The following is a 12,558-nucleotide window of genomic DNA, read 5'->3' on the forward strand; positions in this document are numbered from 1 at the left end:
CTTCGCAAACTTTGCTTTGTAAATCAAAAGATGGAAAGTAGGCCACACTTCCATTTTATATTCTGAATTCCAGGTCCGAAAAATGACACATGCGTGGCCATTCCATTACCTTTCTTAAGGTACTCATATTAAGGTGAAAACTAAGTTTTACATAAAAGAAATTTTGGTATATTCTAAAAATAGGATATTAACTGGTATGCTGATAATATCGATATCTAATTCTCCTGAGGAGGTCACATAATGACTATGAAAAGAGCTATGACAGTTGCCGGATCGGATTCGAGCGGCGGTGCCGGTCTTCAAGCGGATTTAAAGACATTCCAAGAATTCGGCGTTTACGGTATGTCCGCATTAACGACAATCGTGACGATGGATCCAAAGAATGGCTGGTCCCATAATGTATTCCCTACACCGGTCGAGGTTTTAGAAGCCCAAATCGAAACGATTCTATCAATCGGCATTGATGCCATGAAAACGGGAATGCTTGGATCAGTGGAAATCATTGAACTTGTTGCCCGTAAAATAGACGAGTTGAAGCTGGACAAGGTCGTAATCGATCCAGTTATGGTATGTAAAGGTGAAGATGAAGTATTGCACCCTGAAACTGCTGTAGCTCTGCGCGAACTGCTTGTTCCACGTGCAACTGTAGTCACGCCAAACCTGTTCGAGGCCGCTCAGTTAGCGGGAACTGCGCCTATCAAGACGATTGACGATATGAGGGCTGCAGCCGAAAAGATTCATGCACTTGGTGCAAAATATGTCTTGATCAAAGGCGGTAATAAGCTGGATCATGATAAAGCCATTGACCTTTTATATGATGGAACTGAATTTGAAATCCTTGAATCAGAAAAAATCGAAACGACCAATACACATGGTGCCGGCTGTTCATCTTCAGCAGCCATCGCAGCTCAATTGGCTGAAGGGAAAAGCCCGCGTGAGGCTGTCCTCATTGCTAAAGACTTCATCACCGAGGCCGTTCGCCATTCTTGGAAGATGAATGATTATGTTGGACCTGTCAATCATGGTGCATACCATAAATATGGAATCGCTGAAAAAACACAAAAATAAAACATCAAGTTTAATGGCCGCTCAAATTCATCGAGCGGCCTTTTTCGCTTTTTTTGTTTTTATTTAGTAAAATAGAAAGAAGGAAAAGCTTATCTAGCCGCCCAGTTAAGGAGGAAATTATAGAATGAAACCTATAGACCGTACAGAGGTGCAAAATGCCATTGATTCTTTCGCAGGACAAGATGTATATCTTCACCTTGAAACGACAAATGGTGCCTATGCCACTCATGTAGATGAAGCTTTCTTTTCGGCAGGTGCTTATATTCGTAATGCTCTTATACAGTATGAACATGGGAAGATAGTTGGGGATGGACCCTACCGCATCGGCTTGAAGCTCAATATTGGCTGGGTATATGCAGAAGGCGTTAACCACTTCGAAATGGATGAACAAGGGAGATTGCTATTGGCAGGCCTTGATTTTTCCGGAAAGCTTGCTGTCTCCATGCAGCTCAGTCCCACTCCTTTTGAATGATGACAACTTGCATGATATATATCATATAATTCCGATGAAAACTCCCATTTACCGATAACCATACTCACTGTAAGTAGAACGGAAGGAGAAATATACCTTGGAAAAAGAACGCCATGTATTAGTTATATTCCCACATCCCGATGATGAAGCCTTCTCGGTCTCCGGAACGCTTGCCCTTCATAGAGAAGCGGGCACTCCTGTCACCTATTTATGCTTAACTTTAGGAGAAATGGGACGTAATTTAGGAAACCCTCCATTTGCAACAAGGGAATCGCTCCCTAAAATTCGCAAAAAGGAATTAATCGATGCAGCAAATGCGATTGGCATCCAAGATTTACGCATGCTTGGATTGCGTGATAAGACAATTGAATTCGAAGATGATGAAAAGCTTACTTCATTATTTACCGATGCCATCAATGAATTGAATCCTTCATTGATCATTACGTTTTACCCAGGATACAGTGTCCATCCTGACCATGAAGCGACAGCACGGGCAGTGGTGCGGGCCGTTGAAAGAATGGATGCGAAAGAGAGGCCTAAACTTCATTGTGTCGCCTTCTCGAATAACTGCATTGACGAATTAGGGCAACCTGACATTATCCATGATATCTCTGCCGTCGAAGAAAAAAAGGTAGCCACATTTACTGCCCACCGTTCGCAAACTCAGGCAATGGTGATCGATTGGAAAGAGAAATTCGAAAATCAGGATGCCGATTTTCTAGACTGGATCCGTAAAGAACGATTATGGACCTATAAGTTTTAAAGAAACCGCCAATATGGCGGTTTTCTTTGTTTATGGCATAAAAAAACGCCTGTGGGATACAGGCGGAGAAAAGGGGGATACTTTGGAAAATCAATCATAATATAAGCATCCCCAAAATTCTTCATTTTATACAATCATATTCAAAAAACTAGGCAGACAAGCGTTCCTCATGCTGCATTCTCACTCTTGCCGAGGCTTTTTTTCCATGCGCCAAGTAATAAATGCCAATAAGTATGAACGCAAAGATCGACATTCCCATGAATAACCCTTTGAACCCTGTATATGGAATAAGGAATCCCAATAGGAATGGGCCCACACCAATACCGAAGTCATACATTGTAAAAAACGTGGATGTGGCTAACCCCATCCGATTCGATGGGGCTTCCTTGATGGAAATCGCTTGACTGCTTGATTGGAACGTACCATACCCCACTCCAATAAAGGCACCGGCAATCAAAAGCGTGATACCATGATGCGATTGGCTGAGGATGACCATACCGACGGCAAATAGCAAGAGCGATGGGTAAATAACTGCATTTTCCCCCTTCACATCAAACATCCGGCCTGTAAACGGACGGGAAGCCAAAAGGAATACAGCAAATACGACAAAGAAAAAGCTTGCCGCATCCATTAAATCCATTTCTTTTGCAAAAGATGTTAAATAGGACAAGATGCTCGAATAGGTAAATCCGGCAAACCCGATAAAAATGGAAATGGGAAGTGCCCTTTTTTCAAAGTAATCACTGATTTTAAATCCTTTTTGTGCCGAAGCTCCGACCTTTTCCCCTTCAGGCACATTCATGAATAACGATGCAACTAAAGAAAACGCGGCAAATAAAGAGGCTGCATAGAAAATGATGGAATAACTGAAATGCTGTGTTATCAGCAATCCAATAAACGGGCCGAAAGCCATTGCCAAGTTTGTACTCATGGCAAAGTAACCTGTGCCTTCCCCGCGTCTTTCATTCGGAATGATATCTGCAGCAATCGTTCCAGTTGCCGTAGTGGCAAGGCCAAAAGCAAAACCGTGAATAAGCCGATCGATCAATAAGAGGGATAAACCATTCACCAGGAAATAGCCGATGGATGCGATCAGGAATAGAACCAACGAGCCAAGCAACATCTTTCTGCGGCCGATCTTGTCAATTTTTTTCCCTGCAATCGGTCTGACAAGCACAGCCCCAAGAACAAAAATACTTGAAGCAAGCCCTGCTTGTGCTTGCGATGCATGAAAATTATCCATCGTATAAATGGTCAATGTCACCATCAAGACATAAAAAGTTAAAAATAGAAAAAAGTTCGCAGACGAAACAATCAGAAAGTCTTTCGTCCACAATTTTGGTTTGTGATTCATTTCAATCCTTCTTCCTTACTATTGTTTTAATTTTTCCTTCAGGAAAATCAACGTTCGTAACGTTGCCTCCCGGTCTTCTTCAGCCAAACCGCTCATTAATTGAAGTTCAAATTCCTCAACTACCTTTTTGGCCTCTTGATAGGTCCTTACACCTGACTCCGTTAACTGTATTCTCCGTTCCCGCTTATCTTTTCCTGGGACTTGTTCAATCAAATCAAGTTCTTCCAACCGATTTACCGTCCTCGTTACCGTCGGTTTCTCCACATCTAAATAAGTGCTTATTTCAACAAGCGTAGAACAGCCAAACTGACTCAGATAATATACAATCGACCATTGTGAATGAAAAAGATCAACCTTGGCCAATTGTTCATTTAACTTTTTCGTAAATGACCTTGAAAATTGTAAGTTATGATGAAAAAAACCATTTTGAAAGGACAAAGGTATTCCTCCTGTAAATTAGTTACCTAGGTAACTATACACCTATTCATGAAAAATGTCTAGACTTCGGGGCTTTTATTTGGGAGTATGGAGAAAATACTCCGTGAGTTTGGTGCTTTTACTCGTGAATTTCACGCTTTTACTCGTGAGTTGGGCATTACTCGTGAGTTTTGAGCTTTTACTCGTGAATTTTGCGCAAATACTCGTGAGTTTGGTGCTTTTACTCGTGAGTTTCACGCTTTTACTCGTGAATTTGGGCATTACTCGTGAGTTTTGCGCTTTTACTCGTGAGTTTCGCGAAATACTCGTGAATTTCACGCTTTTACTCGTGAGTTTATAGGACATAAACCAAAAGGAAAACCCCGCTATTAGCGAGGTTTCCGATTATAAGCTTCTTTTCTTCTCATTACATCAAGGCATATTTAACCGAGATAGCGGCAAACGATAAAGCTTATCATCCTTTTCATCAGGATTTCCTCGGCCGTCCGTATTGTTGCTTATGAAATAAAGAAATTCTTCATCAACGAATACATCGCGTATCCTTCCTGAGCCCGTAATGATATTAGTCAGTTTTCCGCTTTTTACATCATAACTTTTAAGCGCTTCGCCTCTTAAGGCTGCAAAATAGAGCTTTCCGTCAAAATAGGCCATGCCAGAAGGAGCCCATGTATTTTCACCGGAATGAATCAATGGTTTTACCATATCAGCTTTTTGCTCATCGCCCTGTATCTCTGGCCAGCCATAGTTCTTACCCGGATCAATTTTATTTAATTCATCGTGAGCCGAATCTCCGTGCTCACTTTCATACAACTGTCCTGCTTCATCCCAAGCAAGGCCTTGTGGATTGCGGTGACCGTATGAATAGACGTATGAATTCGCGAAAGGATTATCGTTCGGAATGGTGCCATCCAGGTTCATGCGCAGAATTTTCCCGCCTAAAGAATCTGTGTCCTGTGCGATCTCAGCCCTTCTTGCATCACCTGTCGTTGCATATAGCTTATCATCCGGACCAATCTTGATCCTGCCGCCATGGTGGAAGTCCCCGCTTGGTATTCCGTCGATTAAGGTCTCCATCTCCTGCCACTCATCATCATTTTTTTCTAAAATGACGATTCGATTGATGGAATTCCCGCCTTCTTCATACGTATAATAAGCGAAAGCTTGCCCACTGTTAGAAAAATCGGGAGCTAATAAAAATCCAAGCAACCCAGCTTCCGCTTTAGATGACAATGTCTTTTTTAGGTTGACCTTTTGCCGTGTCATCTTACCATTGTCCCATTCAACGATGGTTCCTGTCCGCTCCGAAACATACATTGTGTCCCCATTCTTCTGAATCGACCATGGGGCATGCAAGTTCGTTACCAGCACATCCGGATCTTCGCCTAAAGTGCCCGTCACTTCCTTGTCAGGATTCGGCTCGGTTTTACTGTCATCATCATTCATGTTACATCCAGTTAAAATCAATGCAGCCATAAGGAAAAATAAGAGCAACTTTTTCAAAAGTCTTTCCCCCTTCGATTCATGAGTTTAATAGGCTGACTGTTTAAGTACCTTTAAAATGGCCTCCGCTACACCGGATTCATCATTCTTGCCCGTTACTTCATCACACAGTTTTTTTATTTCGAGCGGGGCATTTCCCATTGCGACAGACAAGCCTACCCGTTCAAACATGGATACATCATTATAATTATCCCCAATAGCCATCGTTTCCTGCATCGAGCCGGATTTTCCATTCACATATGTTTCAAGTGCCGTACCTTTTTGAGCTGTTTCACTCATGATTTCCACATTTTCACGTCCCGATGAAGTGACTGTAACTCCCTGTCCTTTCAATTTCGAAGCAATTTCATTTAATAAATTTAAATCCTTTGAAAAGCTGAGAATTTTATAATATTCCTCATTCGAACGGCTAAATAACTCGGAATAATCGGTAATGGAAGTTACCTGTCCAAGCTGTAAACGCTCCTCCGCATATTTCCGCATATTCTCAGGGTCAATGTCCGGATTGGCTGTAACGAATACATCAACCAAAACGGATATTGCGTTTTCATAGTCTTTAGAATAAATTCCCTGACTCGTATATATTTCGAAATAAATCCCTTGTTCTTCGAGGAATCCAGCGACCATTTTAGCAGTGGCAGCTGACATTGGATTGGAAGCGGCAATATTTCCGTCCTCCGTGAAGAGGGCGGCACCATTTACACAGATGACAGGGCAAACGATGCCTGCTTCATCTAAAGCGAACCTTGCTTCCACATAAGATCTTCCAGTAGCAATGATCACTTCCACTCCCTCACTTTGCGCCCTCTGGATAGCTTGCTTATTATCCTCACTGACCTTTTGCATTTTGTTTAACAATGTTCCGTCCATATCAATCGCAATCGTCTTTATCAATTCAACCGGCTCCTTTTTTTTCAATATAATCCCTATTTTAACCGAAAGGACGTGGATAAACACGTTTAACAAACCCGTATCTATTCTTGTGTGACTTCCTTCATTAAAAAATCGTCTTATGTATATAAATAAACTGCACCTATTAAAATAGGCGCAGTTTGTTTTCTTAATGCAGAATCGTTTGGCTATCGACATCTTGTGCCCGTTCAATGATCTGTTCTTGGATGTCTCTTTGAATGTCATCGATGGCTGTAAAGTCCATTGCTTTTACATAAATCTTTTCAAGTTCGTCATGCAGTTCTTTCGCCTTAGCCAGATTTGCTGTCGCTTCATTCATTTTTGTCCGATATCTGGTGGAAACATCCTTTAACTGATCGGCATAAATTTCATCTGTTCCAGGCAGGATAGCCGTTTTATATATATCTATGATTTCATCACCTTCACAACTCGGGAAATATTCATGAGGTGATGTGCTGTCAAAAATGGCGATCCCTACCTCCCGGACGATTACCATGTCCAAGCTATGCGGATCGAATCCGCAATGATATACTTCCACATCAAAGCCCCTTTGCTCCGCAGCCTTTGCAATCTTCTTCAGCATCGTTGATTTCCCTGAACCTGGACGTCCCTTTAAAAAGTACCGTTTTTGTATTCCCTCAGTAATATTCGGGATGAAATCAACTGCACCCTTTGGTGTAGCTGCCCCTAAGAATCGGTGACGAACATCTGACTTCTTATTAAGGGTTATATCTCTATAAAAGCCTTCTATCAATTTATTGGTCAACCCATTCAATTTAGCGAAATCAATATTTGCTTTATAAATGTCTTCCCATTCATCATGTATCTTCAATGCTTCAGCGAATAGGGCATATGCCTTCTCGAAACTCTTGCTTCTCGCATTCGTCAATCTTATGATGGCCGCTCTTTCAGAAGCCAGCTGCTGGGAATTCCAGGCAGCCCCCAGATTGACATATTCCTCAATTGCCCCAGGTGCCTTCGGCTCAATCACATGCGGCGCGGTCCCATCCACGAGTCCGATTTTCAAAGCAGGAATGATCACTCCATCAATGGAATCATTATCGGACGAACAATGTAAATACTCGATGTCATAGTCTTTATCCAGCCATTCTTGGCCGATTTTTTTCATAATGGTCGATTTACCGGAACCAGGTCCTCCTTTTAAAATGAACAATCTTTCCAGACCTGCCAAATTGGAATCATATAAACTATAAAAACCTTTAGCCGTATTGCCTCCTGCGAAATAATGCATCACTTTTCCTGTCACTTTCACACTCTCCCTCACAATACAGATGTGATCTTCAAGACAGCGTATGCAGAAAAGAACTAATAGGTGAATGCCTACAGGTTAACAGTCTATTTTATTAGGGCTGCAGATTCCGCTTGTGTGACCTCTAGGAATTCTGACGGTTTTAACACGATCTGTGTACCGATCTTTCCCCCGCTTACGATGATTTCAGGCAGGTTTGCTGCACTTTCGTCAATAAAGGTCGGGTATAGCTTTTTCATTCCGATCGGTGAACAGCCTCCCCGAATGTACCCTGTGTATTTTTGCAGATCTTTAACCGCAAGCATTTCAATTTTTTTTGCACCTGCAGCCTTCGCTGCTTTTTTCAAATCCAGTTCGGTGGCTACAGGAATGACAAATACGTAAAGCTGCTGCGGTCCGTTATGGGTAACAAGCGTTTTAAAAACGGTTTCTGGCGCTTTTCCAATTTTGTCCGCAACAGTGATACCATCGATTTTTCCATCGCGGGCATCATAGCTCATCATGCCATACTCTATACGTTTGTTATCAAGAATTCGCATTGCATTCGTTTTACTGGCTCCCATAGAAAATTCCCCTTATCGTTTTCTACCATCTTACCATTTTAAATACCAGGCAAAAAGAAAAGCACAGTGCCTACTGCACCTGTGCTTTCCCTAAGAATCATTCTAAATGACGTCTTTGGAAATCAGCGATTCTCTTGTAGTCGCCTTCCAATTGCCTGCTCACGGATAAATAAATCGACATTAATTCTTCATATACTTTAACATTCTCTTCGATCGGGATAAGTTCATTCGTTTCACCAACCATACCTTCAACCTCATCAAGGCTTTGGATTTCGCCTAAAGCGTATAATCCAAGAACGGCTGCACCTAAGCTTGAACTCTCGAAGCTTTCGGGAATTGTCACGTTTTGATTGAATATGTCAGCCATGATTTGGCGCCAGAGCTTTGAACGGACAAATCCGCCGCTTGCATGGATCTTCTCGGGAGCACCCGTCAATTCCTTAACAGCAAGAAGGACACTGTACAAATTATACATCACACCCTCCAGCACTGCCCGGACCATATGGTCACGAGTGTGATGAAGCGCCAGTCCGAAGAAGGAGCCCCTTGCATCGGCACTCCATAATGGTGCCCGTTCCCCTGCCATATACGGGTGGAATATCAAACCATCAGAACCAGGTGCAATATTGGAAGCCATATCCGTAAGGATCTCATAGGAGTCCTGTCCCGAAGCCTTCGCTTTTTCGATTTCCACACGGCCTAACTGATCGCGTGCCCATCGGAAGGTGATTCCCCCATTGTTGACCGGTCCGCCGATTACCCAATGATTCTCAGTAAGGGCATAGCAGAATGTCCTGCCTTTCGGATCGGTAAGCGGCCGGTCACTGACGGTTCTTACCGCACCGCTCGTTCCGATTGTCACTGCCAGGACGCCTGGCTTGATTGCGTTTTGCCCTAAGTTGGCAAGCACACCATCACTCGCGCCAATCACAAACGGGGTACCAGCCTGAATGTTCATTTTTGCAGCTAATTCCTCACTTAATCCTGAGAGGATATGCGTTGTACGGACAAGCATCGGCAGCTTATCAGCCCCAATTCCAGCAATGGTGAGTGCCTCTTCATCCCACTTCAGGTCATTCATGTTGAACATGCCCGTTGCAGAAGCGAGTGAATAATCCATCACATACTCATTGAAAAATTTATAGATGATGTATTCTTTAATTCCGATAAATTTGTCCGTTTCGTTAAAAATAGCGGGATGCTCATTTTTTAACCACATTACTTTCGTGATTGGGGACATCGGGTGAATGGGTGTTCCGGTCCTGTGATACAATTGCATCCCTTGTTCCGAAGCCTTCAATTTCCTCGCATAGGCAACACTTCGATTATCAGCCCATGTAATGCTATTTGTCAGCGGTCTGCCGTCTTTTCCCATTGCAATCAAGCTATGCATCGCCGAACTGAACGATATCAAGCCCAGTTCTTGCTTTTCTATCCCGCTTGCAATCATAACCTCGCCTATTGCAATGATGACCGCTTTATAAATTTCTTCGGGATCTTGTTCCGCCACGGAAGGAGTTGGACTGTGCAGAGGATATCCCCTCGAACAAGATTGGACAACCTCCCCCCCTTTTGAAAAAAGAACAACCTTCGTACTCGTCGTACCAATATCTATCCCCATCATATAACCTGAATGTCCCATATTTACACCATGCTCCTTTCTCTTAAACAATTGAATTCAATAGTAAGATTAGGATAAGTGAAACGACTGATATAATCGTTTCCATAACCGTCCAAGACTTTAACCTTTGTGAGACTGTTAAATTAAATCTTTAGCGAACATAAGCTGCAACGGCTTCATCCACCCCGCTCGTGATCAATACAATTTTAAATGCACCGCACGCCCAGATATCAAGATGATGGAGGCAGGCGGACATGAATTGGTTTAGTTCTTCTTTATTAAAACCTCTAGCGCATCCTAATGTAAAGAATGAAACGACCACAGAAATCATGAGGGTGATGATTGGCTTTCCAATGAAGGCATTCCAATCATTTCATATTGGATCTTCAGCAAACAAAGCACCGAAAGCAACAATAAAAAGACCGGCATTAAAATCGTGTTCCGCTAGCCTCTCGATGCTTGTACATCCATTAACAATGGCATTGGGAATTCCGATGATCAAAGCATATAAAATGCCAAAAGGGATTAGCTCCATCACTGCACCGCCGACTCGGCAAACCAAGAGTATTACCTCCCCCTATCTGAACAGCATCTGCAACATCCGGAATATCCATACCTGCGATAACCCTAAAATGACGGAAGCAAGAAGTAACGCAATAAATGGGGACCATCTTGCTTTGGCTATGATAACGATTAAGAGCAAACCATTATTATGGCTAACAATCAATAAAAGTAAGATTTCAATGAAAAAAGCATCGAACCAGTTCTTTATGAACAAACTCGATGCCTGATTCAGTCATGAGAACATCATTCTCCAATGAAAAGAGGACCGGATATGTGCTTGATTTCTTTCTCCAAATGTTCAGGATAGGCAATGAGGAAGCAGGTGGATGGTCCTGATGATTTTTCGATATCGACTTTATCACTTATATGCTCAGAAACACCTTCACCACTTTGATCCAGGTGCTTCCATTCATATGCTATCCCTTTTGAGCCGACTGGAAGTGCCAGAACGTCTTCCATTTCACATAGGCTTTTATATAAAGATAATGGCGCGACCCAATCTTGCTGTTCCATTACTTCTTCTCCAACGAGCGGCTTGCCGATCAGAGCGATTTTCCGTAAGGGCTGTTGCTTTTTAACACGTTCATTCACTCGTTTCCCAATCACCATAAGACCAAGTGCTGATTGAAGAAGCGGCATGTTACTTTCTGTGCTGCCAGTGATGGGAAGATCCTCCATTCCCAATTCACCCAGCCCCTTTTTGACACCCCTGGTCAAGTCCTCCCAGGCTTCATCACCGCAGAAATTATTTAGAACGACGGATACGGGTCTTCCGCCAACGCCCAAACACTCCATGACGGCAACCCGAAAGGAATAATAGCCAACGACTTCATAAGGGACATGGACAAGGTCCTTTTCCTTCAGCCCGATACCGCCGCTATTATCACTAGAAACAATCAATGAATCTGATTCGGAAAATGGCAAAATCAATGAATCACTCATTCTACAAGTCCATCTTTAAAAAGCATTTTTTTCAAAACAGGCTCCAAGCGTGGCAGTAAAAGGGCAGCCAATACTACATTTACCGCCGTCGCTGCCGTTAATCCCGGAACCAATAACGTGTAAAAACCAGGGCTGATCAGAAATGCGAAAGGCAGGGCTAAAACGAAGGCATTACCGATAAAGAAGAGGAAAAATGCGCCTACTTTTTTTCCGTTTATATATAAAATGCCAAACATCCATGCCAGGACTGCCATTTCGACCATGATCAAAAAGTGGAATGGCCCAAGCGGCATGCCGCCGATGAACGCTGAAATGATATGACCAAGCCCAGCAACTATAGCCCCCGATACCGGGCCAAGTATGACAGCCGCCAAAAGGGCCGGGAAACTATCCAAAGCGATGCTCCCGATCGGGGAAGGGATTTTAATCATTGCCCCTACCGCCGATAAGGCAATGAATATAGCGATTGCACTAATTTTTCTTACGTCCATGTTTACTCTTTTTCCTTTCTTTTCCCTCCACGGAACACATTTGCGCTGCGGATATACTCCACATCTTTCACACCAAGACGGAAATTGATCACACGTGCAACAGCAAAGAAGTAATCCGACAAACGATTTAAATATTGAAGTGATAATGGTGAAACAGCCGCACCGGACTTGATCAATGAAACTACCAATCGTTCTGCCCTTCTTGTAACGGTTCGGGCAATATGAATGGTTGCAGCCGCTTTTGAGCCGCCAGGCAGGATAAACTTTTCCAATTCCGGCGCTTCAAGTATGAAAGCATCTATCCGTTCTTCCAAATAGGTAATGGCCTCATCCGTCAGCTTTTGTGGGGCCTTCTCGGAAACCGTTGCCAAATCACCGCCGCAGTCAAACAACTCATGCTGGATTTTCTCTAGGTCGGCCAATATATCCGTAAATATCGCTGCATCCAATTCTGTCACCGCAAGACCGATATAGCTATTCACTTCATCAACCGTTCCATAAGATTCGACACGGATGTCATCCTTGTCAAGCCGACCTCCGATTACGCTTGTTTGTCCCTTATCCCCTGTACGTGTATAGATTTTCATCCCAATTACCTCC

Annotated in this window: 15 protein-coding genes and 1 pseudogene; 4 read left to right on the plus strand and 12 right to left on the minus strand. The window is 43.0% G+C overall.

Annotated elements, in window-relative coordinates; translation table 11 throughout:
* The first annotated feature begins 240 nt into the window (after positions 1 to 240).
* The 3 genes from pdxK to bshB2 all read left to right on the plus strand — a co-directional run bounded on the left by pdxK (position 241) and on the right by bshB2 (position 2,303).
* Positions 241 to 1,068, plus strand: a complete 828-nt coding sequence (pdxK, locus tag OSJ91_RS27145; RefSeq protein ID WP_350300722.1) for a pyridoxine/pyridoxal/pyridoxamine kinase — start codon at positions 241 to 243, stop codon at positions 1,066 to 1,068.
* 124 nt (positions 1,069 to 1,192) lie between these two features.
* Positions 1,193 to 1,540, plus strand: coding sequence for a YojF family protein (locus OSJ91_RS27150; protein WP_096339115.1), 348 nt, complete (start codon positions 1,193 to 1,195; stop codon positions 1,538 to 1,540).
* Positions 1,541 to 1,637: 97 nt separating this feature from the next.
* The gene (gene bshB2 / locus OSJ91_RS27155; RefSeq protein ID WP_350300723.1) at positions 1,638 to 2,303 is read left to right on the plus strand and encodes a bacillithiol biosynthesis deacetylase BshB2; all 666 of its coding nucleotides are present in this window, start codon (positions 1,638 to 1,640) and stop codon (positions 2,301 to 2,303) included.
* Between the two features lie 148 nt (positions 2,304 to 2,451).
* On the opposite strand, the gene OSJ91_RS27160 is transcribed toward bshB2, so the two are convergent.
* The 9 genes and pseudogenes from OSJ91_RS27160 to OSJ91_RS27200 all read right to left on the minus strand — a co-directional run bounded on the left by OSJ91_RS27160 (position 2,452) and on the right by OSJ91_RS27200 (position 10,292).
* On the minus strand, positions 2,452 to 3,657 hold the full coding sequence (locus tag OSJ91_RS27160; RefSeq protein ID WP_350300724.1) for an MFS transporter: 1,206 nt from the start codon (positions 3,655 to 3,657) through the stop codon (positions 2,452 to 2,454).
* 18 nt (positions 3,658 to 3,675) lie between these two features.
* Positions 3,676 to 4,095, minus strand: coding sequence for a MarR family winged helix-turn-helix transcriptional regulator (locus OSJ91_RS27165; protein ID WP_350300725.1), 420 nt, complete (start codon positions 4,093 to 4,095; stop codon positions 3,676 to 3,678).
* Between the two features lie 411 nt (positions 4,096 to 4,506).
* Complete coding sequence (locus tag OSJ91_RS27170; protein ID WP_350300726.1) at positions 4,507 to 5,595, minus strand: PQQ-dependent sugar dehydrogenase; 1,089 nt, start codon at positions 5,593 to 5,595, stop codon at positions 4,507 to 4,509.
* Positions 5,596 to 5,622: 27 nt separating this feature from the next.
* Positions 5,623 to 6,489, minus strand: coding sequence for a Cof-type HAD-IIB family hydrolase (locus OSJ91_RS27175; protein ID WP_350300727.1), 867 nt, complete (start codon positions 6,487 to 6,489; stop codon positions 5,623 to 5,625).
* 166 nt (positions 6,490 to 6,655) lie between these two features.
* Positions 6,656 to 7,774, minus strand: coding sequence for a PRK06851 family protein (locus tag OSJ91_RS27180; protein ID WP_214744312.1), 1,119 nt, complete (start codon positions 7,772 to 7,774; stop codon positions 6,656 to 6,658).
* A gap of 89 nt (positions 7,775 to 7,863) precedes the next feature.
* Entirely contained in the window at positions 7,864 to 8,340 is a 477-nt protein-coding gene (gene ybaK / locus OSJ91_RS27185) for a Cys-tRNA(Pro) deacylase (protein WP_350300729.1), read from the minus strand.
* Positions 8,341 to 8,437: 97 nt separating this feature from the next.
* Positions 8,438 to 9,982, minus strand: a complete 1,545-nt coding sequence (gene gntK / locus OSJ91_RS27190; RefSeq protein WP_485890766.1) for a gluconokinase — start codon at positions 9,980 to 9,982, stop codon at positions 8,438 to 8,440.
* 22 nt (positions 9,983 to 10,004) lie between these two features.
* A pseudogene (locus OSJ91_RS27195) lies at positions 10,005 to 10,097 on the minus strand (GntT/GntP/DsdX family permease); the annotation flags it as partial.
* A gap of 15 nt (positions 10,098 to 10,112) precedes the next feature.
* Positions 10,113 to 10,292, minus strand: coding sequence for a GntT/GntP/DsdX family permease (locus OSJ91_RS27200; protein ID WP_485890767.1), 180 nt, complete (start codon positions 10,290 to 10,292; stop codon positions 10,113 to 10,115).
* Between OSJ91_RS27200 and OSJ91_RS27205 the strand changes: the two genes are divergently transcribed.
* Complete coding sequence (locus OSJ91_RS27205; RefSeq protein ID WP_485891952.1) at positions 10,216 to 10,752, plus strand: hypothetical protein; 537 nt, start codon at positions 10,216 to 10,218, stop codon at positions 10,750 to 10,752. The genes OSJ91_RS27200 and OSJ91_RS27205 overlap by 77 nt on opposite strands.
* A gap of 16 nt (positions 10,753 to 10,768) precedes the next feature.
* On the opposite strand, the gene OSJ91_RS27210 is transcribed toward OSJ91_RS27205, so the two are convergent.
* The 3 genes from OSJ91_RS27210 to OSJ91_RS27220 are packed head-to-tail and all read right to left on the minus strand — an operon-like array spanning position 10,769 to position 12,545.
* The gene (locus OSJ91_RS27210; protein ID WP_413020045.1) at positions 10,769 to 11,467 is read right to left on the minus strand and encodes an ATP-binding protein; all 699 of its coding nucleotides are present in this window, start codon (positions 11,465 to 11,467) and stop codon (positions 10,769 to 10,771) included.
* On the minus strand, positions 11,464 to 11,958 hold the full coding sequence (locus OSJ91_RS27215; RefSeq protein ID WP_350300732.1) for an ECF transporter S component: 495 nt from the start codon (positions 11,956 to 11,958) through the stop codon (positions 11,464 to 11,466). Before OSJ91_RS27215 ends, OSJ91_RS27210 begins: the two co-directional genes overlap by 4 nt.
* Before the next feature lie 2 nt (positions 11,959 to 11,960).
* The gene (locus tag OSJ91_RS27220) at positions 11,961 to 12,545 is read right to left on the minus strand and encodes a cob(I)yrinic acid a,c-diamide adenosyltransferase (RefSeq protein WP_413020046.1); all 585 of its coding nucleotides are present in this window, start codon (positions 12,543 to 12,545) and stop codon (positions 11,961 to 11,963) included.
* Positions 12,546 to 12,558 lie beyond the last annotated feature (13 nt).

Source organism: Bacillus sp. T-10(2022) (assembly GCF_056502895.1).